Here is a 25,646-nt window from a genome sequence, read left to right on the forward strand (position 1 = left end):
CCCGTCAGCGTCGCCGCCCGCCCGTCCCGGGCCCCCGCGGCCCGGCCGGCCACTCGACCACCCAGCGCTCCCCGACCGGCAGCGCGGCCCACCGGCGGGTCGCCTCCCGCACGGCCTCGACGGCGGCCCCGATGCGCTCGCGCGGGACGCCCGAGGCGGTGACCTGGCCCGGCAGCACCTCCTCGCCACCGGCCAGGCGGTGCACCAGGTCGGCGACGGTCTCGGCGCGCTGCACCGCCTCGGTCCGCTCCCGCTTCAGCCGGTCGGACCGCTCGGCGGCGTGCGGCGGCCGGCGGCCCGAGACGTGCCGCCTGCTGCCCCACACCATGCCGTCGGCGACGCAGCCCCAGACGCCGTCGCGCAACGGCAGCGCCGTCTCGACGACGGCGTGCACGAGGTCGTGCGGCAGGTCGGCGCCGCCGCCGGCGCCCCGCATGGTGAAGACCACGCCGTCGTCCCGCTCGACCAGCGTCTCGACCGGCCGGCGGTCGGCCATCCGCTGGAAGGTCATCCGCACGGCCCGAGTGTCGCGGGCCGCTCAACCGGTTTTCAGCGACGGCCCTTCACGTAGCGGCCGAACGCCTTCTGGATCTCCCGCCGCGAGTCGCGCTCGGCGAGGTCGTGCCGCTTGTCGTAGGACTTCTTGCCCTTGGCGAGGGCGAGGGTCGCCTTGACCTTGCCGTCCTTGAAGTACAGGTCCAGCGGCACGAGGGTCAGCCCGCCCTCGCGGGTCTTCCCCATCAGCTTGTCGATCTCGGTGCGGTGCATGAGCACCTTGCGCTTGCGGCGCGGCGCGTGGTTGGTCCAGGTGCCCTGCACGTACTCGGGGATGTGCACGTGCTGCAGCCACACCTCGCCGTCGTCGATCGAGGCGAACCCGTCGACGAGCGAGGCACGGCCGGCCCGGAGGCTCTTCACCTCGGTGCCGGTGAGCACCAGGCCCACCTCGTAGGTGTCGAGGATCGAGTAGTCGTGCCGCGCCTTCTTGTTCTGGGCGATCAGCTTGCGCCCCTCTTCCCGCGGCATGCCCCCCAGGTTACCGGCGCGGGCGACCACCACCCCGCCGCGCGCCGAGATCACGCGTTCTCGGGCCGTCAGCGGAGGTGACGGCCCGAGAACGCGTGATCTCGGGCGGGCGGGCGAGTCGGAGCGGCCCGCCCTACAGGCGGACGTAGAGGCGCAGGGTCACGTAGGCGGCGATGCCGGCCAGGGCGACGCCGACGCCGGAGACGATCACGCTGTTGGTGATGATCGCGTCCCACTCGACCTGCGGGATGATCCCGGCGCGGATGGGCCCGGAGAGGGTGTTGTCGATGAACAGCACCTTGGTGAGGATCAGGCCGCCCGCGGCGAGCAGACCACCGATGAGCCCGGCGATCGCCGCCTCGAGGATGAACGGCAGCTGGGTGTACCAGCGGGAGGCGCCGACCAGCCGCATGATGTTGGTCTCGTTGCGCCGGTTGAACGCCGCGAGCTGGATGGTGTTGGAGATCAGCAGGAGCGCCGCCAGCGCCTGCACCACCGCGACGGCGATGGTCGCGTTCCGGGCGCCGTTGAGCAGGCTGAACAGCCGGTCGAGGAACTCGCCCTCGTCCCGCACCTGGTCCACGCCGGCCTCGCCGTTGGGGAACTGCGCGGCGATGACCTCGTAGCGCTCCGGGTTGACCAGCTCCACGCGGAAGCTCTCCGGCAGCGCGTCCGGCGGGGTGTTCGCCACCAGCTCGGGCTGCTGGGCGAACTGCTGCTGGAAGCGCTCGTAGGCCTCCTCGCGCGACTCGTACAGGAAGCTCGCGACCTCTTCGGAGGACTCGAGCTCGCCCTGGATCGCCTGCCGCTGCTCGTCGGTGACGTCGTCGGCCAGGAAGATGGAGACCTGCACCTTGTCGTAGTAGATCTCCTTCATCTCGGAGATCATCCCGGCGATGAGCAGGCCGGTGCCCATGAGGCCGAGCGAGATGGCCGTGGTCAGGATCATCGCGACCGTCATGGTCAGGTTGCGACGAAGCCCGGTGGCCACCTCGGAGAGCACGAAGTTGACGCGCATGGATTCCCTGTCGTGGAGTGCGTTCGGACGCGGTCGTCGGTGGTGCGGCGGGCGCGGCTAGCGGCCCACGCCGTAGACACCGCGCGACTGGTCGCGGGTGAGGACTCCCCCGTTGAGCTCGATGACGCGGCGCCGCATGGAGTCGACGATGTGGTAGTCGTGCGTCGCCATGAGCACCGTGGTGCCGGTCCGGTTGATCCGCTCGAGCAGCAGCATGATGCCCTCGCTGGTCTCCGGGTCGAGGTTGCCGGTCGGCTCGTCGGCGAGCAGCACCAGCGGCCGGTTGACGAACGCACGGGCGATCGCGACCCGCTGCTGCTCACCACCGGAGAGCTCGCCGGGCAGCCGGTTCGCCTTGCCCTCGAGGCCGACCATCTCCAGCACCTCCGGCACGACCCGCTTGATCGTGCGGTGCGGCTTGTTGATGACCTCGAGCGCGAAGGCGACGTTCTGCGCCACCGTGCGGTTGCGCAGCAGGCGGAAGTCCTGGAAGACGCAGCCCATGGTGCGGCGCAGCTTGGGCACCTTCCACTTGCTGAGGGTGTTCAGCGTCTGACCGTTGACCGTGATCGTGCCCGACGTCGGGTCCTCCTCCTTCAGCAGCAGCCGCAGGAAGGTGGACTTGCCCGACCCCGACGACCCGATGAGGAAGACGAACTCGCCCTTCTCGATCTCGGTGGAGACGTCGTCGAGGGCCGGCCGGCCGCTGGCCGGGTACAGCTTGGTGACGTGTTGCAGTTCGATCACGAGGCGCCACGGTACTAGTCCCGGCTGCCCGTACGGCCCGTTCGCCGCAGAACTGCCGGGAGTCGTTCTCGCCCTGCGTCACCGCAGCCCCGGGAAACCCGTGGACGGCGGTGACGCACGGTGTCGACCGGGCCGGATCCGGGCGCAAACGTGACCTCGCCGACAGCCGGGGAGGCCAGCCGGATCAGGCCGCGGTGGCCTCCTGCTGGCGGCGCCACCGGATGCCGGCCTCGATGAAGGCGTCGATGTCGCCGTCGAGCACCGCGGTGGTGTTGCCGGTCTCCTGCTCGGTGCGCAGGTCCTTGACCATCTGGTAGGGGTGCAGCACGTAGGAGCGCATCTGGTTGCCCCAGCTGCTCCCCTCGCCCTTGAGCGCGTCCATCTCCGCCTTCTGCTCCTGCTGGCGGACGACGAGCAGCCGGGCCTGCAGCACGCGCAGGGCTGCGGCGCGGTTCTGGATCTGGCTCTTCTCGTTCTGGCAGGAGACGACGATGCCGGTGGGGATGTGCGTCATCCGGACGGCCGAGTCGGTGGTGTTCACGCTCTGCCCGCCGGGGCCCGACGAGCGGAAGACGTCGACCCGGATCTCGTTCTCGGGGATGTCGACGTGGTCGGTCTGCTCGACGACGGGCAGCACCTCGACGCCGGCGAAGGACGTCTGCCGGCGGCCCTGGTTGTCGAACGGCGAGATGCGCACCAGCCGGTGGGTGCCCTGCTCGACCGAGAGCGTGCCGTAGGCGTAGGGCACCTTGACCGAGAAGGTGGCCGACTTGATGCCGGCCTCCTCCGCGTAGCTGATGTCGAGGACCTCGGTGGGGTACTTGTGCCGCTCGGCCCAGCGCAGGTACATGCGCATGAGCATCTCGGCGAAGTCGGCGGCGTCGACGCCCCCCGCCTCGGACCGGATGGTCACCAGCGCCTCGCGGCTGTCGTACTCGCCGGAGAGCAGGGTGCGGACCTCCAGCTCGTCGATCGCCTTGCGCAGGGCGGCCAGCTCCTGCTCGGCCTCGGCGGCGGTCGCCTCGTCGCCCTCCTCGGCGGCCATCTCGTGCAGCAGGCCGACGTCCTCCAGGCGTCCGCGCAGCTCCTCGACCCGGCGCAGGTCGCCCTGCATGTAGGAGAGCTTGGAGGTGAGCGCCTGCGCGGCCTCGACGTCGTCCCACAGGTCCGGTGCGGCGGCCTGCAGCTCGAGCTCGGCCACCTCCCGGCGGAGTCGGTCGACGTCGAGGACGGCCTCGATGGACTTCAAGGTCGTGTCGAGCTCGTCCAGGACGACGGAGAAGTCAGCGGCCACGTCAAGCCAGGGTAGTGCGCCCCGGCCGCGGGTAGGCAGGTGTGCCATGACCGACCCCGACCGGCGCCGCTCGCGGGAGGACTACGCCCGCGGCCTGCCCGACCACCACGACCCCACGGCCGGCTTCGCGGGGGCGCCGCCGGCCCGCTCGGCCCTCACCCTGCGCGCGGTCCTGGCGGGGTTCGGCCTCGTGTTCTGCCTGCTCGCCGGGCTGGGCTGGCTGGCCGTGGCCGACCTCCCGACCTGGCCGGGGATCGTCCTGCTCGTGCTCGCCGCCGTCGCGGCGGTCGACCTGGTGGTGGTGCTGCGCCGCAAGGCGCGCGGCGAGCCCGGCTGAGCACCCGTCGGCTCAGCGGCGGGCGCGCACGTACGGCGCGAGCGCCGGTTCGTCGTCCACCTCCGCCGCGTCGCCCTCGCCGTCCACCGCGTACCCGACGAACGCGGCGTGGTCGGCCGTGAAGGTGGCCGGGTCCACCCCGGGGTGGAAGACCTGCGCGCAGGTGGTGAGGGGGATGCGGCCGCGCACGGCCGGCCCGTCGTGGGTGAGCGCGTCGACCACGATCGCGTAGCCCACGGGGTCGTAGCTGCCGATCGCGAAGTGGTCGGCGACGTTGGCCGGGCACACCTCCTGGGTGGCGATGTTGGCGATCCGTCCCTCGCCGGTGCGCAGCGCCGAACTGGCCACCGGCGGGGTGTTCGGGACGACGATCTCGTCGGCGGCGGTGTAGGCGACCGTGTAGTCGACGCCGGCGAAGGTCTCCGCCCCGCTGTTGAGCGCGCGGAGGAACTCCGACTGCGACGCCTGCTGGTGGTTGGCCGGGGTGCAGGGGCCGGTGCCGCAGGAGGCGTCGGCCAGCACGGTGCCGTGGTTGGACGGGGACAGCCCCACGAGGTCGTCGACCAGCGCCCGGGTGTCGGGCCAGAAGCGCAGCGCCCAGCGCGGCACCATCCCGCCCTGGCTCCAGCCGACGACGTCGACGTCGCGGCGCGCCTGCTGGCTCATCGTGCGGATGGCGTGCACGAGGTACTCGCCGGCCACCTGGATGTCGCCGGTGGCGTCGAGAGGCAGGGTCACCGCGCACCAGCGCCGGCCGAGCTGGTCGAAGGCCCGCATGTAGTTCCAGTCGAAGCCGACGTAGGGGTCCATCGTCGTCCCCGGCACGAGCAGGACCGGGTCCTGCCGCAGCCCGCGCAGCGAGCCGTTGCAGGTCAGGCTCGCCCGCAGATTGGCCTGCGGCACCGAGAGCGCCGGGCCGCGCTGGTCCAGCGGGGCGTACTCCCCCGTCGACGGGGCCGGCGCGGCCGCGGCGGTGCCGCCGGTCAGCACGACGGCGGTCAGCGCGGCGGTCAGGGCGGTCAGCAGCCTCTTCATCGGGGCCTCTCTCGCGTCGGGGCGTGCACGTGCGCGCCCGCTCGGGGGGCACAACGACGAAGGGCCCCGGGGGTTGTGGTCACCGCCACGGCGGGCAGCACGGCTCCGGCCGGTCCGGGCAACCTCCAGCCGCGTGCGGACGCGGCTCGGGGCACCCTGGCCCGGCTCGACCCGCGGGCGGTCAGGGCGCCCGGAAGGGTCCCGCTGCCGGCTCAGCCCGTGGCGAGGTCCAGCTGCCCGCCCTGGGCACGCACCCACGCGAGGAACTCCCCCGCCGGCATCGGCCGGGCCAGGTGGAGCCCCTGCGCGTACCAGCAGCCCAGGTCGACGACCCGCTGCAGCTGGGCGGCCGTCTCCACGCCCTCGGCCAGGCTGCGCATGCCGCACCCCCGCGCGAGCCCGACCACCGCGGCGATCGCGGCGCCCGCGGCGGCGTCGGCACCGGTGACCAGGCTCCGGTCGATCTTGAGCACGCCCGCGGGGATGGCGACCAGCTGACCCAGCGAGGAGAAGCCGCTGCCGAAGTCGTCGATGGAGGACTCCACCCCCAGCTCGCGCAACCGCCGGAACTGCTGCGCCGCCCGGGCCGGGTCCTCGGCGGCGCTGGTCTCGGTCAGCTCCACGACCAGCTGGCGGGCGTCGAGGCCCGCCCCCTGCAGCGCGGTGAGGACGTCGTCGACGAGCGTGCCCGTGGCCAGGTGCACGGCGCTGACGTTGACGCCGGTGACCACCTCGACGCCGTCGTCCCGCCACGCGGCCGTCTGCCGGCAGGCCTCCCCCAGCACCCAGCGGGTCAGCGGCACGACGAGGTCGTGCTGCTCGGCCACCGGCACGAACTCGCACGGCCCGATCCACCCGCGCTCGGGGTGCCGCCAGCGGACGAGCGCCTCGACGCCGGTGACCCGCCCCGTCGCCACCTCGACGATCGGCTGGTAGTCCAGCGAGAGCCCGCCGTCGGCGATCGCGTCCCGGAGCTCGGAGGCGAGCTGCACCTTGCGCTGCACGCTGTCCCGCAGCTCGGGGCTGAACACCCGCACCCGGTTGCGGCCGGCGGCCTTCGCGGCGTACATCGCCAGGTCGGCGTCCCGGACGAGGTCGGTCGAGCGCACCACGGCGCGCTCGCCGGCCGGCACCGCGGCGATGCCGATGCTGGCGCTGAGCCGGTGCGTGCGGCCGCCCAGGTCGAAGGGCTGCTCGAAGGTGGCCTGGCAGCGCTGCGCCAGCAGCTCGGCACCGTCGGCCTCGCAGTCCCGGGAGAGGACGACGAACTCGTCGCCACCGAGCCGGCCCACGGTGTCCTGCCCGCGGGTGACGGCGAGCAGCCGCCCCGCCAGCTGGCGCAGCAGCTCGTCGCCCACCTCGTGGCCGAGCGAGTCGTTGACGTCCTTGAAGCCGTCGACATCGAGGAACAGCACGGCGACGGCGGGGTGGCCGGGGCGGCACAGCTCGGCGTCGATGAGCTCGTGCAGGTGGGTGCGGTTGGGCAGCTCGGTGAGCGAGTCGTGGCGGGCCTGCCAGGCCGAGGCCTTCTCCGCCAGCACGCGGGCGGTGATGTCGGCGTGCGTGACCACGACGTGGCCCACCTGGTCGACCCGCGAGGCCTGCACGTGGAACCAGCTGGTCGCCGTGCCGGTGGGGTCGGGCAGGCAGCGGTCGACCGACACCTCGGCGCGTTCGCCGGCCGCGAGCTCCCGCAGCTCCCGCACCAGCCGGCGGGCGTCGTCGTCGTCCCGCAGCGCCAGGGCGAGCGCGTGGTAGTCCCCGCCCGGGAGGATCGGCGCCTGCCGCTCGACTCCCGCCGCGGTCCACGCGGAGTTGGCCAGGACGACCCGGCCGTCGGGGTCGAGCAGCACGGTCGGCGAGGCGAGGGCGTCGAGCACTGCCTCCACGAGGGCGGCATCCCGGCCCGAGGGCCCCGTGCTGCGGCGCACGTCGAGCGGCAGCTCCCGCTCGCCAGGTGTCGACGTCACATCCCCTCCGCCGGTCGCGGCGCACCCTCCGCCGTCACCCGTCACCATCGGCAGGACCGGCCCGCGGCACGAGCCGACCCCGCCGCACTACCCGGGAAAGGTGAGGTGGCAACCAGCCGGTCAGGGGCGGCGCGTCTCCTCGTCGATCCAGCGCAGGTAGTCGGGGTTGCCACCGACCAGGGGGAGGGCGATGACGCACGGCACCTCGTAGGGGTGCAGCTCGCGGGTGCGCGCCACGACCAGGGGCACCAGGTCGCGGCGGGTGTGCAGGGCGACGCGCGCCTCCGGCTCGTCGTGCACCGCACCCTGCCATCGGTACACCGACCGGATCGGGGCGACGTGCTGCCCGCAGGCGGCCAGGCGCTCCTCGACCAGCGTGCGGGTGCAGCCGGCCAGCCAGTCGGCGTCCGCGGCGGTGACCACGACCTCGCAGAACTCCTCGTCCATGCCCGGATCCTGCCCGCGGGACGACGCCCTGCGTGGAACCGGGGCCGACGCGGGTAGGGGCACCGGCATGAGCGACGAGATGACGATCAAGCTGGACGGCGACGACTACGTGGTGCAGCCCGAGGGCGGGGGCCTGCGGGTCGGGCGCCGCGTCGGGGGCGACGTGACCTGGCTCGAGTCGGTGGACGGCAGCCTGCTGGACGACCAGGCCCGCACCGCCCTGTCGAACGGGGACACCTCCGACGAGTCACTGCTCCGCGCGGTCCGGGGCGTGGTGCAGGCCGAGGTCGAGCGGGGGGCCTGACCGCGCGGCCGGCAGGCTCCCGGGCGGTGCGGCGGTGCTCCGCCGCACCGCGCCCGACCTCCGGTCAGCGGCGGCGGCTCACCGCACGTAGCCGTCGCCGCCGGCGAGCATCGTCAGCACCACCATGGCGGCGAAGACCAGGACCACGGTGGCGAGCACGCCCAGACCCAGCAGCCAGGCGTGGTCCTCCGCGGCCTGCCGCTGCGGAGGCGCCTCGGCCGGCGACGGCTCCTGGGCGGTCGGCGGGACGACGCCGGGGTGGTGTGCGTGGACGGTCATGACCGCTCCCTGGGCAGGACGGACGGGTGCCGGGCGGCGCCCCGACGGGTCCTCTCCGGACCCGGTCCCAGGCTGCTCCGGGCCTGGCCCGTGCACGAGGGCCGAGGGTCCCGGTCCGCCGGGCCGCAGGGCCCGCGTGACCGTCACACGGGCGCGGGACCGACCCACGATCCGGCCCCCGCCGTGAGCCGTCAGACCGGACCGGAGCGTCAGCAGCCGCGGACGGCGTAGTCGCGCAGCGGCGGCCAGGAGGCGGGCGGGGTCGTCGTCCAGTCGAAGACGGAGACGCCCACGGCCCCCTGGTCGGCTGCCGCCCGGGCCATCGCGGCGTAGTCGCCGGCCCCGATGTCCAGGCCGTACCCGCCGATGATGGAGACCGCGGCGCACGGCTCCCCGAGGTTGCTGCGCACCCGGGCGATGTTCTCGCTGGTGTAGCGGTAGGCGTCCCGCCAGCCCGACGCCGCCGTCCGGTTGCTCCAGTACGCCATGGGCAGCCAGACCTGGTAGTACGGGGCCAGCTGGCGCCACGGGAAGCGCGGCCAGTAGCTGGTGTTGAGGACGTCGGTGACCACCGGGGGCAGCACGATCGCCCCGAGCGTCACACCGGGGGCCTCGTCGTGCAGCCGCCGGGAGAGCTCCACCAACCGCGCATTCCGGGTGTCGACGTCCGTCACCGTGAGGTCCTCGATGTCGACGGCCACCGCGTCGAAGGCCTGCCCCGAGGCGCGGAACGCGATCATGGCGCGCAGCCGGCGGAGGTCCGCCTCGACGTCGGTCAGGTGGGGCAGGTACCAGGCGACGACCTGCAGGCCGCGCGCGTGGGCACGGGTGAGGAACTGGCCCAGCAGGTCGGCGCTGATCAGGTCGGGGTACCGGGGGTCGTCGGCAGCGGCCTGCAGGTAGATCGTGTCCACCCCGGCGTCGGCCATGGCGTCCACCGCCGCCGGGGTGATCGGCGGGTTGGCGCCGGCGAACTCCCGGCTGAAGCGGAACCGCGTCACCCAGGTGCCGGACTGGTCGTAGGGCGCCAGCAGCGCCGTCCGGACCTGCCCGGTGGCCGCCGTCCACCGCAGGAAACCGCGCTGGAAGTCGCTCTGCCGGCCGCCGTTGACGTCGTACTCGTCGGTGATCGGGTACCCGAGCGGGCCGCGCTCCCAGCCCTGCTCGGCCCAGCGCACCCGGATCGAGCCGTGCACCTCGTGCGCACCGGTCGCCGGGGTCCAGTACACCGACCCGTCCTGGAAGTGGTTGTACCGGCCGACCCCGTCCGGCGTCCCCGACTCGTCGGTGGTCGGGTAACCCAGGAAGCCCCGCTCCCAGCCCAGCGCCGCCCACCTGTCCCGGATCGGCCCGCCGATCCGGCGCGCGCCGGTCGCGGGGGTCCAGTACACCGAGCCGCCCTGGAAGTGGTTGTACCGGCCGACCCCGTCCGGCGTCGTGAGCTCATCGGTGAGCGGGTAACCCAGCGGGCCGCGTTCCCACCCCAGCGCCGCCCACCTGTCCCGGATCGGCCCGCCGATCTGGCGCGCGCCGGTCGCCGGGGTCCAGTACACCGAGCCGCCCTGGAAGTGGGTGTACCGGCCGACCCCGTCCGGCGTCGTGAGCTCATCGGTGAGCGGGTAACCCAGGGGGCCCCGCTCCCAGCCCTGCTCGGCCCAACGCACGCGGATCGAGCCGTGCACCTCGTGCGCGCCCGTCGTCGGGGTCCAGTAGACCGAGCCGCCCTGGAAGTGGTTGTACCGGCCGACCCCGTCCGGCGTGGTCACCCCGTCGGTCACCGGGTACCCCAGGAGGCTCCGCTCCCAGCCCAGCGCCGACCACTTGTCCCGGATCGGACCGTGCACCTCGTGCGCGCCCGTCGCGGGCGACCAGTACACCGACCCGCCCACGAAGTGGCGGTAACGGCCCACGCCGTCGGGCGCGGTGCGCGCCTCCCCGAGCGGCTCACCCAGGAACCCGGCCGCGCCGCCGAGCTCGCAGTGGTGGCGGTCGATCGGGTCCGTCTGGGTGCACGGCGCGGCTGCGGCCGGCGCGGGAACCGCCAGCAGAGCGGCGGTGAGCAGGACGACCAGCATCCCGGACAACCGGGTCCCAGCGCGCACGGTGCCCACCTCCTCGAGCGGTCAACACCGATGGTGACCACCCGCCGCCACCCCGCACAGGGCTCTTGGCCCCGGCCCCCAGAGCCCGAGGGCCGCCCCCGTCAGCCGTCGACGTAGCGGTCGCGCTCGACGACGAACTGGCCGGTGGCGGTGTTGGCGTCCACGAACTCCGGCAGCAGCGGGATGCGCACCGTGACGGTCACGCAGACGGAGAACTCCTCCCCCGGCACCAGCGACGGCGACCAGCCGCCCGCGGCCGCGCAGCCGGCGCCCGCCGGCGCGTAGGCCACCCGCAGGTCGGCCAGGTCCACCGACTGGTCGGCCACCGCCAGCTGCGCCGCTCGCAGCGCCCGCTCGTGCCCGGTTCCCGGGTCCGGGGCGGTGCCCATCGCCCGCCCGGCCTCCCGCGCGGCGGCCTGCGAGGCGAACACCCCGCGCTGCACCGCCGAGAACCCCGCCACCACGTAGACCAGCGGTACGAACACCACCAGGGCGATGAACACGAACTCCACCAGCGCCGACCCGCGCTCACCGGCGACCATGCCCAGCCGGCGGCGCAGCCACCTCACGCGGCCTCCTTCATCGCCCGGCCGGTGACCTCCAGCGGCAGCAGGTTGCCCAGCACCGCCAGCAGCGCGGGGACCGAGCCCGAGCAGCGCACCACCACCAGCGTCGCCCCGGAGGTGTCGAGCTCCTCCCCCGAGGTGCACGCCAGCCCCCGCGCGGTCTGCTCCGACGTCGCCCGCGCGACGATCTCCACCGTCCGGCCGGCTCCCGCCGAGGAAGCGACGTCGGCGTGGGCGGCGTACCGGGCACCTTCCTGGGCGCTGGCCGTGACGACGTTGCGCACGTGCACGTAGACCGCCACCTGCAGCACCGCCAGCAGCAGCGTCATGATCAGCATCGAGACCATGACGAAGTCGACGACGGCGCTGCCCCGCTCGCCGTCGCGACCCCGAGCCTCTGCTTCAGCCCGCACCGGTGACGGAGTTCAGCGCGTTCTGCACAGCGGTGACGACCGCCTCCTGGAACACCGCCAGGATCGCCAGCACCAGGGCCGCAGTCATCACCGTCACCATCACCCAGCCGGGCACGTCGCCCCGCTCCGGCTCCTCCCCGCGCAGGCGGTCCGCCAGCGAGGTGAGCGCCGCGTCGAGGTACGCGAGTGCGCGCATCGTCGTCCTTCCTGTCGTTCGCCCGCTGCTCACTGCGACAGCGAGACGATGCTGATCAACCCCGGGAACAGGGCGAAGAGAACGGTGACCGGGAGCACCAGGAAGACGACCGGCACCATCATGGCGATCTCCTTCCGGCCGCCGGCCTCCAGCAGCCGGCGCTTGCCGGCCTCCCGGACGTCGGCGGCCTGGGCGCGCAGCACCTCGGCCAGCGGGGTGCCGCGCTCGATCGCCACCAGCAGCCCGTCGATGAACCGGGCCAGCGGCTCCAGCGAGGTCCGGTCGGCCACCAGCTGCAGCGCGTCGGTGAGCGGCACGCCCGCCCGCGCCCGGCCGAGTGCCGCGGCCAGCTCGCGGGCCAGCTCACCGCCGGACAGGCGGGTGACGCGAGCGATCGCGGCCGTCGGGCTCTCCCCCGCCGTCACCGCGAGCGCCAGCAGCTCGGCGACCACCGGGAACTCGGCGAGCAGCAGCTCCTCGCGCCGGTTGACCTGCTGGGTGAGCCACCAGTCGCGACCCAGCACCCCGCCGACCAGCCCTGCGACGCAGAACAGCCCGGCCGAGAGCACGTTGATGTCCCCGGCGGCCACCGACCCGACCGCCACGACCAGCGCCGTCGCGAGCAGGCCGAGCCCGCCCCAGACGACCTGCTCGATGCGGAAGTCCTCGACGGCGAGCTCGCCGCCGAGGGCGTCCAGCCGGCGGCGCACCGCGGCCCGCCCGCCGATCAGCCGGTCGGCCACCCGGGCGCCGGCGCTGATCGACGGCCCGGCGATGCGGCGCACCGCCGTGAGCAGGCCCGGCTCGGTCGCGGTGCCGAGCAGCCGGGACGGCGGCGGGGTGTCGTGCACGTAGGGCGCCAGCCGGTCGACCAGCCGCACCGACCGGAACGGCGGCGCGTACGTCAGCACCAGGACCAGCCCGGTCGCGGCCAGCAGGCCGAGCAGCATCCCGACGACGGCGGCGCTCACTGCAGCACCCGCACGTCCTCGGGCAGCCGCCCGATGCGCAGCATCAGCCGGTAGGCCACCAGGCACACCGCGCCGCCGCTGACCAGGATCACGCCGCCCAGCGCCGAGTCGTAGGCGGCCAGCGTCGTCGACTGGGTGGCCAGCAGCAGGAGCACGACCCACGGGGCGGCGACGGCCAGGCGCGCGGCCGAGACCACCCAGCCCTGCCGCGTCTCCAGCTCCGCCCGCGCCCGGGCGTCCTCGCGCAGGAAGGTCGAGAGGGTGCGCAGCACGCGGCCGAGGTCGGTGCCGCCGACCTCCCGGGCCACCCGCAGCGTCTCCACGATGCGGTCGCCCACCGGGTCGGCGAGGTCGTCCTTGAGCCGGTCCAGGCACGGCCCGAACCGGCCGCTGGAGCGGTACTCCGCGGCGAACCGCGCGAACGGCGGCCGCAGCACCTCGGGCCCGCGGGTCGAGAGCGCACCCAGCGCCTCGGGCAGCGAGAGGCCTGCGCGCACCGCCGAGGCGAGGTTGTCGACGACCTCCGGCCACACCTCGCGCAGGTCCGCCCGGCGCTTGCCGGCCAGCCGGCGCACCTGCACGTGCGGCAGCAGGAAGCCGAACAGGCCGAACGCCAGGCTGACGGTCACCGTGCCGGTGCCGACCAGGACGACGACCGTGGCCAGCAGCCCCAGCCCGACCTGCAGGGCGAGCAGCTGGGCGCTGTTGATGCCGGTGAGCCCGGCGGCGGCCAGGAGTTCCTGCCGGCGACCCGGCCGGCGCGGGTCGGTGCGGGGCCGGGGCGCGCGGGGACCGCTGCGCCAGATCAGCAGCAGGCCGACGCCGAGCAGCAGCCCCAGCAGGGCGCCGGACTGCGTCATGCCAGCAGGCCGGCGAGGTCGAAGCCGGCGGCGGCGAACCGCTCGCGGTGCGGCGGGTACCCGTCGGCCCGCACCAGCCGCCCGTCGCGGCTGGTGAAGACGTCGGCGATCTCCACCACGCCGTCCTCGGCCCGGCCGGGCAGCGCGACGATCTCCCGCACCCGGCGGCGGCCGTCGGCGTCGGTGCCCGCATGCACGACCAGGTCGACGCTGGCCGCGACGGTGGGGACGACGAACGACGTCCCGATGTTCTCGCCGGCCAGCAGCGGCAGCGTGCACATCTTCACCACGGCCTCGCGGGCGCTGTTGGCGTGCAGCGTGCACATGCCGGGCAGCCCGGAGTTCAGCGCGATCAGCAGGTCCAGGCACTCCTCCTGGCGCACCTCGCCGACGACGATGCGGGAGGGCCGCATCCGCAGCGCCTCCTTCACCAGCCGGCGCAGCGGGATCTCCCCGGCACCCTCGAGGTTGGGCTGGCGGGTCTGCATCGAGACGACGTCGGGCAGCGGCACCCGCAGCTCGAAGACCTCCTCGCAGGTGATCACCCGCTCCCGGGCCGGGACGGCGGCGCAGAGGCAGTTGAGCAGCGTCGTCTTGCCGGCCTGGGTGCCGCCGGAGACCAGGATGTTGAGCCCGGAGGCGACCGCGGCCTCCAGGAAGCGGGCCGCCTGCGCGGTCAGCGTGCCCAGCGCGACCAGCTCGTCCAGCGAGTGCGCCTGCAGCACGAACTTGCGGATGTTGACCGCCATGTGCCGGCGGGTGATGTCCGGGATCACCACGTGCAGCCGGGAGCCGTCGGGCATCATCGCGTCGACGAACGGGGTCGACATGTCGATCCGTCGACCCGAGGTGCGCAGCATCCGCTCCACCAGGTCGGCCAGCTCACCCGGCGCCAGGATCGTCGTGGTCAGCTCGCTGCGGCCGCTGCGGGCGACGAACACCCGGCCGGGCTCGTTGACCCAGATCTCCTCCACCTCGGGGTCGTCCAGGTAGCGCTGCAACGGCCCGAACCCGGCCACCCGGTCCAGCACGTCGCGCACCACGGACTCGACGTCGCCGATCGGCGGCAGCGCCGAGGTCAGCGACCGCTCGGAGTAGTCGGCGACGACGTCGCGCACCAGCAGCCGCACCGGTCCCGGATCGGTGAACGGGTCCAGCCCACGCCGGCGGATCAGCTCGCGGACCTCACCGTCCACGACGTCCAGAGCAGTCGGCACGCCCATCCCCCGTCGAGCCGCGAGCAGTCGAATCGCGGGGACTCTAGGGAAACCGGCCGGTCCGATGGGGTGACGTCAGGCGATCTGTGGACAGACCACGGCCCGATCGGGGCCAGGAGCACCCGCCCGGGTGACAGCGAGCCGGAGGCGTCAGCCGGCGCGACGCACCGCGAGCTGCGGCGGTGCGGCCAGCGACTGCGCCACCACGCAGTACCGCTCCGTGAGCTGGGCGAGCTTCGCCAGCGTCGCGTCGTCGGCGTCGGTGTCCAGCTCGGCGTCCACGGTGACCGGGCCGAGACCGACCGGCACCTCCCGCGAGACGCCCAGCGTGCCGCGGGCGTCCATGGCAGCGCGCGCCGTGAGCGACGCCGACCGGATCTCCACGCCCATCGCCGTCGCCACGCTCCGCATCGTCACGCCGGTGCAGGCCAGCAGCGCCTGCAGCAGCATGTCGCCCGAGCAGGCGTCCGAGCCGTCGCCACCGGTGGCCGGGTGCAGGCCCGCACGGGCCGGGCCCGACCAGGTCTGCACCGTGCAGGTGATGCCCGGGTCGGCGAACTCGGCGTGCGCCTCCATCTGCGCGCACGCCGACGGCGGGTCGTCGCGGTAGCGCTGCTTGAGCGGTGCCTGCAGTTCGCGCAGTCGCGCGGCGTCCATCCGACCTCCCGGGGCGTGGCCGACCCCCGCGGGCGGCGCACCCATCGTCAGGGCTGCTGCTGCGCTCCGCCAGACCTCGGGGGAACGGGCTCCGGACGGCGCGCGACCGGTGCCCCGGGATAGCGTCCGCGCCGTGAGCGAGGACGACGCAGCAGCCGGCGCCGGGGACGCGGCCGGGAGGATCGCGGCCGGGTACGCCACCGCCGGTCCCGCGGTGGAGCTCGGTTCGGTGGTCCACGACGGCCGGCCGCACCCCGGGGCGGCCGTGCGGGTGCCCCTGGCCATGCTCAACCGGCACGGGCTGATCGCCGGTGCGACGGGCACCGGGAAGACCAAGACGCTGCAACTGCTGGCCGAGCAGCTCTCCGCGGCCGGCGTGCCCGTCGTGGTCGCCGACATCAAGGGCGACCTCAGCGGCCTCGCCCGCGGTGGCACGCCCGGCGACCGGATCGCCCAGCGCGCCGCGCAGACCGGCGACCAGTGGCAGGCCACGGCGTACCCGGTGGAGTTCCTCGCGCTCGGCGGGCTCGGCACGGGTGTGCCGGTGCGCTGCACCCTCACCGACTTCGGCCCGCTGCTGCTGTCCAAGGTCCTCGACCTCAACGACACCCAGGAGAGCTCGCTCGGGCTGATCTACCACTACGCCGACACCGCCGGGCTCCCGCTGCTCGACCTCCAGGACCTGCGCGCGGTCGTCCAGTGGCTGCTGTCGGACGAGGGCAAGCCGGAGCTGAAGAACCTCGGCGGCCTCTCCTCCGCCACCGCCGGGGTCATCCTGCGCAAGCTGATCGCCCTGGCCGAGCTGGGCGGCGACGTCTTCTTCGGCGAGCCGGAGTTCGAGCCGGCCGACCTGATGCGCACCGGCGACGACGGCCGCGGCGTCATCACCGCCGTCGAGCTCGCCGCCGTCCAGGACCGGCCGGCGCTGTTCTCCACCTTCCTCATGTGGCTGCTCGCCGAGCTGTTCGAGGAGCTGCCCGAGGTCGGCGACCTCGACGAGCCGAAGCTGGTCTTCTTCTTCGACGAGGCGCACCTGCTGTTCAGCAACGCCAGCAAGGCGTTCCTGGAGTCGGTCACCCAGACCGTGCGGCTGATCCGCTCGAAGGGCGTCGGGATCTTCTTCGTCACGCAGAACCCGACCGACGTGCCCAGCGCCGTGCTCGGTCAGCTCGGCAACCGGGTGCAGCACGCGCTGCGGACCTTCACCCCGGAGGACGCGACGGCGCTGCGGAAGACGGTCTCCACCTTCCCCAGGACGGCGGACTACGACCTCGAGGAGCTGCTCACCGGCCTCGGGATCGGCGAGGCGGCGGTGACCGTGCTGTCCGACCGGGGCACGCCCACCCCGGTCGCCTGGACGATGCTCCGGGCCCCGCGCTCGCTCATGGCGCCGATCGAGCCGGCCGCGATGGCGCAGGCGGTGCAGGGATCGCCGCTCCAGCAGAAGTACGGGCAGCCGGTCGACCGCGACTCCGCCTACGAGCGGCTCGCCGCTCGCGTCGCCCCACCACCGGCCGAGCCCGACCGGGACCTCCCGGAGGCCGCGGAGCGGCCGGCGCCGCGCCGGCGACCGGCCCCGGACGCCGTGCCGGAGGAGAGCGGGTTGAGCCGGGTGCTGGAGTCCCCGGTCTTCCGCTCGTTCGCCCGGTCGGCGGCCTCCGCGCTCGGACGCGAGATCACCCGCGGGCTGTTCGGCACGCGACGGCGCCGACGCTGACCGGGGGGACCGCCCGCGTCAGCCCGGTCAGGTGCACGGCGCCTCGTCGGACCGCACGCGCGGCGACCGCCCGGGATGGCCGTCGGTGCGCCGGATCATCACGGGATCACCGCACGGTCTCAGTCAGATCGTCATGTGGCTCCGGCACGCTTCCGCGCATGACGGCGACACTTCGTGCGACGAGCTCCTACGCCGCCTCGGCGGCCCACGGCCCCGGTGCCGGGCACCTCACCCATGCCGTCGCACGGCCGGTCGTCGACGGTCTCGACCAGTCCCTGTGCGGCGTCCTGGTGAGCGTCCGGGCCGAGGAGGACTGGGCGACGGTGCCCGGTGCCGGCCGGTGCGAGGAGTGCACGCGCGTCGCCGGGTGATGCTTGCGGGCCCCGAGGTGGCGCCGTCCCGGCGTCGACCACCCGCTCCGGTGGGGCCGACCGATGCGCAGTCGTGACCTGACGGGAACGAGCAGGTCATGGACGGGAGGCATCGTCCCTGCCAAGGTTCGGCACCACGCCGACCGGAACGGGGTGAGCGGGGCATGGCGGTCCCATTGGACGAGCAGACGGCCCGGGAGTGGCTGGCGGTTGCGATCGAGGAGGCGCGGGCCGGGCTGGCCGAGGGCGGCATCCCGATCGGCGGTGCGCTGATCGGGCCGGACGGCACGGTCCTCGGCCGCGGGCACAACCGCCGCGTGCAGGACGACGACCCGTCGGTGCACGGGGAGACCGACGCCTTCCGCAACGCCGGGCGCCAGGCGAGCTACCGCGGCACGACGATGGTCACCACCCTCTCGCCCTGCTGGTACTGCAGCGGGCTGGTGCGCCAGTTCGGCATCTCCCGCCTCGTCGTGGGTGAGTCGCGCACCTTCACCGGCGGCCACGACTGGCTGCGCGAGAACGGCGTCGAGGTGCTGGTCCTCGACGACCCCGAGTGCGTGCAGCTGATGACGGAGTTCATCGCCGCGCACCCGCGCCTGTGGAACGAGGACATCGGCGAGGACGAGAAGTCAGAGCAGGAGGCCGGCAGATGAGCAGCAGCACGAGCAGTCGGGACGACGTCGCGCCGGTGGCCGAGGTCGACCCCGACTACCCGATCGACCCGGTCCCCCGGCACGCCCGCAAGTCGCTGTTCTCCCTGGCGATCGTGCTGCTGGGCTTCACCTTCTTCACGCCGACGATGCTCGCCGGCGCCCAGATCGGGGCCGCCTTCGAGGTGGGCACGCTGATCTGGGTGCTGCTGCTCGGCAGCGCCGTCCTCGGCGTGTACGTCGCCGCCATCGGCGGCATCGGCGCCCGCACCGGGCTGACCACCGTGATGATGTGCCGCTACTCGCTCGGCACCACGGGCGCCAAGTTCGCCTCGCTGCTGCTCGGCGGCACGCAGGTCGGCTGGTACGGCGTCACGGTCGCGACGCTGGCCGGGCTCACCGCGAGCGCGCTGGACTGGTCGGGCCGGGGCACCGAGATCGCGCTCATGGTCGCCGGCGGCGCGATCATGGGCGTCACCGCCTACTACGGCTACAAGGGCATGTACGCCCTGTCGGTGGTCTCCGTGCCGCTGCTGCTGGTGCTCGCCGGCTGGGTGACCTGGCGGTCGCTGGAGGAGGTCGGCGGGTGGAGCGGCCTGACCGCCGTCGAGCCCGCGTCGACCATGACGATCGCCGCCGCGGTCACCATCGTCGTCGGCACCTTCGCCTCCGGCGGCACCCAGGCACCGAACTGGACCCGGTTCGCGAGGACGCCGTCGGCCGGCTTCTGGGCCTGCGTCGTCGCCTTCCTCATCGGCGAGCTGCTCATGCTCGGGTTCGGCGCGATCGGCGCGATCTCCTTCGGCGAGGGCGACTTCGTGCTCGTCCTCTACCAGCTCGGGCTGGTCGGCTGGGGGCTGGTGTTCCTGGTCGCCAACCTGTGGACCACCAACGACAACACCGCCTACAACTTCGGCGTCGCCGGCGCGGAGATCGCCAACTCCCGGTCGAAGAAGCCGTTCGTCATCGGCGGCGTCGTCCTGGGCACGCTGCTGGCGATCACCGGCATCTACGACAACCTCATCGAGTACCTGGTCTGGCTGGGCATCCTCATCCCGCCGCTGGGCGGCGTCGTCATCGGCGACTTCATCGCCCGGTGGCGGAGCGGGATGCCGGCGGCGTCGACGCTCCCCGCGTTCGAGTGGCGCAACCTCGGCGCCTACGTCGTCGCCGCGTTCGCCGCCTGGTGGAGCAACGAGGCGGGCTGGTTCATCCCGCCGGTCGTCGGCGTCGTCGTCGCGGTCGCGGCGGTCGTCGCCGTCCAGTGGGGACGGCGCCCGGCGATCCAGCCCGCGACGTCCGGGGACGGCCTCAGCACCCGGCGGTGACGGCGCGGGCCCGGTCGGCTCCGCCACCGACCGCCCACCGCAGCCCCACGAACCGGGCGACCCCCACCACCGCGGTCACCGTCCACACCACCGCCACCGCCCCCATCGGGCCGGCCGACGCGGTCCACGGTTCGAACGCGGCCAGCGCCAGGCTGGTGGTCGCCAGCCCCGCGAGCGCCAGCCCGCCGCCGGCCCACTGCGCCGTCGCCCAACCGGCGCGGTCGGCGGCCCGGAAGGTCAGCCGCCGGTGCAGTTCGTTGGCGACGGCGGTCGAGACGACGACGCCCCCGAGGTTGGCCGCCTGGTCACCCAGGCCGGCCAGGAGCAGGAAGAGCCCCAGGTAGACGAGGTTGGCCGAGCCGCCGACGAGCACGAACCGGGCGAACTGCGCCGGCGTCCGGTCGCTCCGCAGCCACCCGGCGACCGGCGCGGGGCGGACCTCGATGCCGGTGGCCACCGAGGGAGCCGGAGGACGCACGAGGACCGCCGCTGTCATGCCTCGAGCATTCGCGACGAGGCCCTCCCGGCACATCGGGGAGGACCCTGGCCGGACCCTGATCCCGGCACCCTGATGACCGTGCCCCGCTGGCTCAGCCGGCGCCGTCTCTCCGTGACAGATGGCCCGGCGCGGCGGTGCCCGTGCCGTCGGTCGATCCGGTCCCCGCGTCGCGGAGGGGCGTCGTCGCGGCAGCGAAGCGCACCAGCAGCGAGGGCGAGAGGCGCATGAGCCGCCACGCGATCCGGGCCTGCCGGGGCGCGACGATGATCGCCCGGTTGCGCTCGACACCGCGCAGCACGTCGGCGGCCAGGGCGTCGGCGCTGTAGAGACGCCCCCCGCTGAGCTCGGTGATCACCGCACGGACGTCGGCGGCCTCCACCGCCGGCACCCGGGGCAGGTCCGACGGCATGCCCTTGTCCAGCATCGGGGTGTCCACCCCACCGGGGCAGACCACGCTCACGCGGACGCCGTGGGCAGCGGCCTCACCACGTAACGACAGCGAGAGCCCGACCACCCCCCACTTCGTCGACGCGTACGGCGTGAACCCGGGGTTCGGCAGCAGGCCGGCCACGGAGGCGACGTTGACGATGTGCCCGGACCCCTGCCGGAGCATCACCGGGTAGGCGGCGTGCACCCCGTGGACCACGCCCCTCAGGTTGACGTCGATGGCACGGTCCCAGTGCGCCAGGGCGAGGTCCTCGACCGGACCGCCGATCCCGACGCCGGCATTGTTGACCAGGAGGTCCAGCCGGCCCTGCTGCTCGACGGTGCCGGTCACCAGTCCCGCGACCGCCGCCCCGTCCCGCACGTCCAGCACCGCCGCGGAGGCCCGTCCCGGCCCCACGCCGGTGAGCTCCTCGGCGACCCGTGCCGCTCTCGCGCCGTCCGTCCCGGTGAGGACGACGCGGTCGCCGCGGCGCACCAGCGCCGCGCCCAGCGCGCGGCCGATCCCCGAGGAACCGCCGGTCACGATCGCGACCCGTTGCATGGCCCACCCCCGACCGCACGCTGCCCTGGACGACGTGCACCGAGGACAGCCTCGCGATCGCGCAGGGAATCGACCAGCCCCCGCTCCGCAGACGCGCGGTGGGAGCGATCGGCGACGGCGTGGAGCGCCGCAGCGTCGGAGCGCGTGGCAGGGCGTAGCGTCGCCCCACGGAGCCGTCCAGGCTCCCGATGAGGGAGCGCGCACCATGGGTGACAAGTCCCCGCGACAGTCGATGACCAAGGCCAGCGGCAAGTCGATCAAGGAGAAGCGGCTCGACCGCAAGGCGAAGGGCGCCCCGACGCCACCGCCGGAGATCGCCGCCCGCGGCAAGAAGCACTGACGTGCTGCTCCGGCCCACCGGGCCGGAGCAGCACGCCCGGTCAGCCCCCGGGCACCGGGCGGCGCAGCACCGAGGGGCGGCACACCACGGCCGCGCCCAGCACGACGACCGCCGTCACCACCAGCGCGGCACCGACCGTGAGCAGGTCGGCCAGCGCACCGTTGAGCGCGGCGGCCAGCGGTCGGGAGCCGACGAAGCCCATCAGCCAGAGCGCCATGATCCGGCCGATGTACTCCCGCGGCACCCGGTCGTAGAGCAGCGTCGTGATGCCGTTCATCGCCAGCGTCAGCCCGACGCCGCCCACGACAAACGCGACGACGGCCGCCGGCACGTTCCAGCTCGCCGCGAGCCCCACCGCCGAGCCGGCCAGCAGCACCAGCCCGGCCGTGGCCAGTTGCGCGTGGTCCAGCCAGCGGACCAGCGCCACCTGGGCGAAGAACCCGAGGAACGCGCCCGCACCGAAGGCCGACGCCAGCACGCCGACGAGCTCCGGGCCGCCGCCGAGGACGTCGGCCAGCGAGGGGCCCAGGGTCACCGCCGGGTCGGCGCCGACGCCCACCGCGGTCACGCCGAGCAGCAGGACGCCCACCACCGGGTCGGTGCGCAGGTACCGCACCCCGGCGATGACCGACAGCCGCGGCCCGGGGGCGGTGGCCGCGCCCGGCGTGCGCAGCCGGAACACCGCGACGAGGAAGACCAGGTGGCCGACGGCGGCGAGCGCGAAGGCGACGCCGTAGCCGGCGGTGGCGGCCACCACGCCACCCACCGCCGGCCCCACCGCCCGGCCCACCGAGAAGGTGAGGTTGTCCAGCGCCACGGCCCGGGCCACCTCGCCCGGCCGGACGAGCGACGGCAGCAGCGCCTGCATCGCCGGCCCGCCGACGGAGAAGCCGAGCCCGACCACCAGCGCGGTGACCATGACCACCCACGGCGGCACGTCGGAGACGTCAGGGGTCAGCAGCACCCAGCCGGAGAGGATCGCCGCCCCCAGCGTGCACAGCGTCCGTCCGAGCAGGATCTGCCGGCGCGGGCTGCCGCGGTCGGCCATCGCGCCGCTCAGCGGGGTCAGCACGAGCTGCGGCACGAACTGCGCGAAGCTCACCAGCCCGACGAGGAACGCCGACGCGGTGAGCTGCCAGACCAGCGCGGCGCTGGCGATGTTCTGGATCCAGATGCCGACGTTGGCCAGCAGCTTGCCGGCCCAGTAGGGCCCGAAGACCGGGTCGGTGACCAGCCGCCGGGACGGGCGGGGTGCGGCGGGCCCGGGCTCCGGTTCTCCTCCGCCGTCCACTGCCAGGCAATCTAGGCAGCGCCGCCGGACGCCGCTCACCCGGGGTCGGCGCGCGGCCGGGGGTGGGCGGTCTGCTGCCCGCCGGCATTCGCCTCGCTGCGGTCCAGCGGGCACCGGAACCGCCGGGAGATGCATCCCGGTGGGCGACGGCGCCGGCGCCGCCCACCCGGAACAGCACTGCCGGCCCCCCGGACGGGCGAGGGCCCTCCTCCCCGGGCGGGGAGGAGGGCCCTCAGGTCGTGCGGGGACGCGCTACGTCACGGCGTCGGGCACTCGTCGTAGAAGACGCGGGTGCCGGTGCGCACGGGGGTGGTGAACTCGCACCCGTAGTCGGGGTCGGCGACGACCTCGGGGTCGAGCACCGAGGCGCCGGCCGGCTTCACGCCGTTCTCCACCCAGTCGACCAGGTCGAGGAACTGGGACGCGGCCTCCTCGGGGGTGTACTCGCAGTGCCCGGCGGCCCGGATCGGCCGCTGGACGAGCAGGTCCGCGTTGCCCTGGGCGGCGACGTCGCGGGCGTAGTACTGCTCCATCGAGAACGGCACGTAGTAGTCGCCGAGGGTGTGCGAGGAGAGCACCGGGACGTCGATGTCGCCGGTGATCGCGGGGACCGGGACCGCCTGGTAGGTGCTCCGGGTCTTGGGCGCCGGGGCCACCCGCTCGATGCGCTGGTCGAGCGTGGTGCCGTCCTCGAAGGTGTGGTCGACCGGGTAGTCCTGGTCGGCGTTCGTCCACACCGCGCCCGGCAGCACGCCCTCGGTGCCGGCCGGGTCGTTGGTCACGACGGCGTAGACGAAGTTCTGACCCTCCCAGTAGCCGAAGGCCTCGTCGTCACCGGGGCGCTCGCCGCCGGTGATCGCCGTGATGTTGTCGCGGAAGACCTCGCCCTCCTCGGTGAGGCCCGAGTACACCGGGGTCGCCGTGGTCGGGGTGCCCAGCGCGGCCTTGAACTGCGGCACCGCCTGCGAGAAGTACTCCGCCTGCGAGGGGAACGGGTAGGCGTCCACCCCGGAGAGCGTCTGCGCCAGCAGGTTGTAGTCGAGGAAGAAGTCGTAGAGCTCGTAGTCGCCCATGACCCCGCACATCGGCGCCGCGCCGTCCCACTCCACCCCGCGGTCGCGCTCGAGGAGCGTGCCGATGACGTGCCCGCCCATCGAGACGCCCTGCAGGTAGCGCTGGTCGGCCTTCCCGACGCGCGCGTCGAAGACCTGCGCCAGCCGCTCGGTGGCCAGCGCGCCGGCCTCGATGTCGTACCGGTTCTCGCCGTAGGACGACGCCGCCCAGGCGAAGCCGTTCTCGATGTAGGTGCGCCGCAGGTCGTAGCTCGGGTCGCTGACGTAGACGGTGGTGCCGGTGCCGCGGTAGCCGTGCTCCCAGAAGACGACGTCGCCGTTCCAGTCCAGCGGCACCTCGATGCGGTAGGCCGAGCCGCGGTCGGTGCCGTAGAGCACCTTGCTGATCGGGTTGCCGGCCTCGTCGGTGAGCGGCACGAACTCCGCGCCCTGCTCCCCGTTCACGTAGTCGTACCGCGGGTCGGCGATCGTCCAGCGGAGGTTGTAGACGGGCTCCTTGGGGGACTGCTGGACCGGCTGCCAGTCCGGGTTCGACGACTGGGGGGCGGCGAGGGCCGGGCCCCCGAGGGTGAACGTCCCGAGGCCGACGCCTGCGGCGAGGGCGAGCGGGACCAACCGGTTGCGGTGCACGGACAAGATGCGACTCCTTCGTCGGCACTGTGCTGCGCGTCACTGGGGCGCCCCTGTCTACCCCACGGCCGGGTGAACCGGATAGCCGGGTCTCGGAACGGGGCGACCGGCGCAGGTGGCGACGACGGGGTGCGAGCCCGACGGCCCGTCAGGCCTCGTGCGGGGAGCGCCCCAGCCACCGGTCGGCATCGAAGAACGGCAGCGGGTCGACCTTCACCGGCACCCGGGGCACCTCCACCACCAGCGGGTCGTCGAGGAGTTCGCCGACGACCTTCGCGACGGCCGCCCGCTCCGCATCGGTCCAGGCGTCGTAGCCCGGCAGCGTCTGGCACAGCTCGTCGATGCGCAGCGCCCGCAGCGCCTGCGGGTTGTCGGTCTCCAACCCCACCACCAGACCGGCGAAGAACCCGCCGGGGAGGCGGCTGAGGACGAGGTCGAAGCCGGTCTGCAGGACCACGTCGCCGAGCGACTTCGCGATGTTCTCGGCGTCGCGGACGGCGTAGGCGGTGGCCCCGGCGAGGGCGAGCACGAGCAGCGCGCCGTCGAAGACAGCGCCACCGTGACCGGCGATCCGGCCGATCCCCTTGGGCACGGAGGAGAAGGCCGCCTTCCAGGCCGCGTGGTCGGTGAACAGCCGCGGGGCCCCCGCGGGCAGCCGCGGGCTGATCCGCAGGTCGTAGACCTCCACGGCGGCGCTCTCGAACAGGCTCTTGGTGAACGTGGTCGCCGCGCCGGCGAACCCGTTGGACACCACCTTGCGGAACTTCTTGGCGTCGATCGCGGCGATCGCCTTCTGCGCCGCCGCCGTGTCCTTGGGGCCCGGGCCGGCCAGCCACGCACGGACGGCGGCGAGGTTGCCCTCGAACTGGGGACCGGTGAGGGCCCCGGCCGCGCTGATCCCCCGCAGCTGCGCCTTGTTGTCGAGCAGCCACACCTCGCCCGACGACGGGTGGAAGGCCACCAGGTCGATGCCGTTGCCGGCCACGTGCTTGGTCCAGTCGTGGAACACGACCAGGCCGTCGGCGGCCAGCGCGTTGAACAGCGTCTGCTCCCCGACCAGCCCGATGAGCTGCTGCTTGGTCACCGCGGCAGGCACGTAGCGGGTGTCCACCTGCTGGAGTTCGGGCCCGTAGGCGCCGGCGACCGCCTGCCCGTAGGCCTGCTGCGCCTCCTGCGGGGAGAGCAGCCCCTTGCCCTGCGCCTGACCGAGCACGCCCTGCAGGTCGTGCAGGTCCCGGTTCACCGTCGATCCCTGGTCACCGCTGACCCGCGGCGAGGCCAAGGCCGGAGGAAGGCCGCGCCCGGCGCCCCCCGCCC

The 25,646-nt window shown here is 74.0% G+C and carries 29 protein-coding genes; 7 read left to right on the forward strand and 22 right to left on the reverse strand.

The window, feature by feature from the left end; all coding sequences use genetic code 11:
• Positions 1-4 precede the first annotated feature (4 nt).
• The 5 genes from E9565_RS05205 to prfB form a co-directional block, all read right to left on the reverse strand.
• Positions 5-517, reverse strand: a complete 513-nt coding sequence (locus tag E9565_RS05205; protein WP_236834264.1) for a hypothetical protein — start codon at positions 515-517, stop codon at positions 5-7.
• Positions 518-549: 32 nt separating this feature from the next.
• Positions 550-1,026, reverse strand: coding sequence for an SsrA-binding protein SmpB (gene smpB / locus E9565_RS05210; RefSeq protein WP_236834273.1), 477 nt, complete (start codon positions 1,024-1,026; stop codon positions 550-552).
• 133 nt (positions 1,027-1,159) lie between these two features.
• Positions 1,160-2,044: a permease-like cell division protein FtsX gene (gene ftsX, locus E9565_RS05215; RefSeq protein WP_236827416.1), complete on the reverse strand. Its 885-nt coding sequence runs from the start codon at positions 2,042-2,044 to the stop codon at positions 1,160-1,162.
• A 57-nt stretch (positions 2,045-2,101) separates the two neighbouring features.
• The gene (gene ftsE / locus E9565_RS05220; RefSeq protein WP_236827417.1) at positions 2,102-2,791 is read right to left on the reverse strand and encodes a cell division ATP-binding protein FtsE; all 690 of its coding nucleotides are present in this window, start codon (positions 2,789-2,791) and stop codon (positions 2,102-2,104) included.
• A gap of 184 nt (positions 2,792-2,975) precedes the next feature.
• Positions 2,976-4,085, reverse strand: coding sequence for a peptide chain release factor 2 (gene prfB / locus E9565_RS05225; RefSeq protein ID WP_236827418.1), 1,110 nt, complete (start codon positions 4,083-4,085; stop codon positions 2,976-2,978).
• A gap of 46 nt (positions 4,086-4,131) precedes the next feature.
• Here prfB and E9565_RS05230 point away from each other — a divergent pair, with 46 nt between their 5' ends.
• Positions 4,132-4,422, forward strand: coding sequence for a DUF6343 family protein (locus E9565_RS05230; RefSeq protein WP_236827419.1), 291 nt, complete (start codon positions 4,132-4,134; stop codon positions 4,420-4,422).
• A gap of 12 nt (positions 4,423-4,434) precedes the next feature.
• Here the strand turns inward: E9565_RS05230 and E9565_RS05235 are convergent, their stop codons facing one another.
• From E9565_RS05235 to cutA, 3 genes are all read right to left on the reverse strand, one after another.
• Entirely contained in the window at positions 4,435-5,457 is a 1,023-nt protein-coding gene (locus E9565_RS05235) for a lipase family protein (RefSeq protein ID WP_236834265.1), read from the reverse strand.
• 212 nt (positions 5,458-5,669) lie between these two features.
• A complete protein-coding gene (locus E9565_RS05240; RefSeq protein WP_236834266.1) occupies positions 5,670-7,427 on the reverse strand; it encodes an EAL domain-containing protein in 1,758 nt (585 codons plus the stop codon).
• Between the two features lie 120 nt (positions 7,428-7,547).
• Entirely contained in the window at positions 7,548-7,874 is a 327-nt protein-coding gene (gene cutA, locus E9565_RS05245) for a divalent-cation tolerance protein CutA (protein WP_236827422.1), read from the reverse strand.
• A 67-nt stretch (positions 7,875-7,941) separates the two neighbouring features.
• Between cutA and E9565_RS05250 the strand changes: the two genes are divergently transcribed.
• Complete coding sequence (locus tag E9565_RS05250; RefSeq protein WP_236827423.1) at positions 7,942-8,178, forward strand: hypothetical protein; 237 nt, start codon at positions 7,942-7,944, stop codon at positions 8,176-8,178.
• Positions 8,179-8,256: 78 nt separating this feature from the next.
• Here E9565_RS05250 and E9565_RS05255 read toward each other — a convergent pair whose 3' ends face one another.
• From E9565_RS05255 to E9565_RS05295, 9 genes are all read right to left on the reverse strand, one after another.
• Positions 8,257-8,457: a hypothetical protein gene (locus E9565_RS05255; protein ID WP_236827424.1), complete on the reverse strand. Its 201-nt coding sequence runs from the start codon at positions 8,455-8,457 to the stop codon at positions 8,257-8,259.
• Between the two features lie 209 nt (positions 8,458-8,666).
• Positions 8,667-10,559 carry a hypothetical protein gene (locus E9565_RS05260; protein WP_236834267.1) on the reverse strand — a complete coding sequence of 631 codons (1,893 nt, stop codon included), beginning with the start codon at positions 10,557-10,559 and terminating at the stop codon, positions 8,667-8,669.
• A gap of 101 nt (positions 10,560-10,660) precedes the next feature.
• Positions 10,661-11,128 carry a hypothetical protein gene (locus tag E9565_RS05265; protein ID WP_236827426.1) on the reverse strand — a complete coding sequence of 156 codons (468 nt, stop codon included), beginning with the start codon at positions 11,126-11,128 and terminating at the stop codon, positions 10,661-10,663.
• Entirely contained in the window at positions 11,125-11,538 is a 414-nt protein-coding gene (locus E9565_RS05270) for a TadE family protein (protein ID WP_236827427.1), read from the reverse strand. Before E9565_RS05270 ends, E9565_RS05265 begins: the two co-directional genes overlap by 4 nt.
• Positions 11,528-11,734 (reverse strand): hypothetical protein, encoded by a 207-nt coding sequence (locus E9565_RS05275; protein WP_236827428.1) that lies wholly within the window; start codon positions 11,732-11,734, stop codon positions 11,528-11,530. Before E9565_RS05275 ends, E9565_RS05270 begins: the two co-directional genes overlap by 11 nt.
• A gap of 29 nt (positions 11,735-11,763) precedes the next feature.
• Positions 11,764-12,705 carry a type II secretion system F family protein gene (locus E9565_RS05280; protein ID WP_236827429.1) on the reverse strand — a complete coding sequence of 314 codons (942 nt, stop codon included), beginning with the start codon at positions 12,703-12,705 and terminating at the stop codon, positions 11,764-11,766.
• Entirely contained in the window at positions 12,702-13,565 is an 864-nt protein-coding gene (locus E9565_RS05285) for a type II secretion system F family protein (protein ID WP_236834268.1), read from the reverse strand. Before E9565_RS05285 ends, E9565_RS05280 begins: the two co-directional genes overlap by 4 nt.
• Entirely contained in the window at positions 13,562-14,782 is a 1,221-nt protein-coding gene (locus E9565_RS05290; RefSeq protein WP_236827431.1) for a CpaF family protein, read from the reverse strand. The genes E9565_RS05285 and E9565_RS05290 overlap by 4 nt, the downstream gene beginning before the upstream one ends.
• Before the next feature lie 150 nt (positions 14,783-14,932).
• Entirely contained in the window at positions 14,933-15,439 is a 507-nt protein-coding gene (locus E9565_RS05295; protein ID WP_236827432.1) for an OsmC family protein, read from the reverse strand.
• 133 nt (positions 15,440-15,572) lie between these two features.
• Between E9565_RS05295 and E9565_RS05300 the strand changes: the two genes are divergently transcribed.
• The 4 genes from E9565_RS05300 to codB all read left to right on the forward strand — a co-directional run bounded on the left by E9565_RS05300 (position 15,573) and on the right by codB (position 19,508).
• Positions 15,573-17,156, forward strand: coding sequence for a helicase HerA-like domain-containing protein (locus E9565_RS05300; protein WP_236834269.1), 1,584 nt, complete (start codon positions 15,573-15,575; stop codon positions 17,154-17,156).
• A 158-nt stretch (positions 17,157-17,314) separates the two neighbouring features.
• Positions 17,315-17,527: a hypothetical protein gene (locus E9565_RS05305; protein WP_236827434.1), complete on the forward strand. Its 213-nt coding sequence runs from the start codon at positions 17,315-17,317 to the stop codon at positions 17,525-17,527.
• Positions 17,528-17,691: 164 nt separating this feature from the next.
• Complete coding sequence (locus tag E9565_RS05310; protein ID WP_236827435.1) at positions 17,692-18,183, forward strand: nucleoside deaminase; 492 nt, start codon at positions 17,692-17,694, stop codon at positions 18,181-18,183.
• Entirely contained in the window at positions 18,180-19,508 is a 1,329-nt protein-coding gene (gene codB, locus E9565_RS05315) for a cytosine permease (RefSeq protein ID WP_236834270.1), read from the forward strand. Before E9565_RS05310 ends, codB begins: the two co-directional genes overlap by 4 nt.
• Here the strand turns inward: codB and E9565_RS05320 are convergent.
• Together E9565_RS05320 and E9565_RS05325 are read right to left on the reverse strand one after the other, a co-directional pair.
• On the reverse strand, positions 19,492-20,004 hold the full coding sequence (locus E9565_RS05320; RefSeq protein WP_236833535.1) for a GtrA family protein: 513 nt from the start codon (positions 20,002-20,004) through the stop codon (positions 19,492-19,494). The two genes, codB and E9565_RS05320, sit on opposite strands and share 17 nt — an antisense overlap.
• 94 nt (positions 20,005-20,098) lie before the next feature.
• Positions 20,099-20,977 carry an SDR family oxidoreductase gene (locus E9565_RS05325; RefSeq protein WP_236834271.1) on the reverse strand — a complete coding sequence of 293 codons (879 nt, stop codon included), beginning with the start codon at positions 20,975-20,977 and terminating at the stop codon, positions 20,099-20,101.
• Between the two features lie 223 nt (positions 20,978-21,200).
• On the opposite strand from E9565_RS05325, the gene E9565_RS22325 reads away from it, so the two are divergent.
• A complete protein-coding gene (locus E9565_RS22325; RefSeq protein WP_255715819.1) occupies positions 21,201-21,335 on the forward strand; it encodes a hypothetical protein in 135 nt (44 codons plus the stop codon).
• A gap of 40 nt (positions 21,336-21,375) precedes the next feature.
• Here E9565_RS22325 and E9565_RS05330 read toward each other — a convergent pair whose 3' ends face one another.
• The 3 genes from E9565_RS05330 to E9565_RS05340 all read right to left on the reverse strand — a co-directional run.
• Positions 21,376-22,626, reverse strand: coding sequence for an MFS transporter (locus tag E9565_RS05330; protein WP_236827439.1), 1,251 nt, complete (start codon positions 22,624-22,626; stop codon positions 21,376-21,378).
• 257 nt (positions 22,627-22,883) lie between these two features.
• Positions 22,884-24,329, reverse strand: coding sequence for an esterase (locus E9565_RS05335; protein ID WP_236834274.1), 1,446 nt, complete (start codon positions 24,327-24,329; stop codon positions 22,884-22,886).
• A 148-nt stretch (positions 24,330-24,477) separates the two neighbouring features.
• Positions 24,478-25,646: hypothetical protein (locus E9565_RS05340; RefSeq protein ID WP_236834272.1), on the reverse strand; the 1,169-nt coding region annotated here is incomplete at its 5' end.

The organism is Blastococcus sp. KM273129 (genome assembly GCF_021698995.1).
Lineage (GTDB): Bacteria > Actinomycetota > Actinomycetes > Mycobacteriales > Geodermatophilaceae > Blastococcus.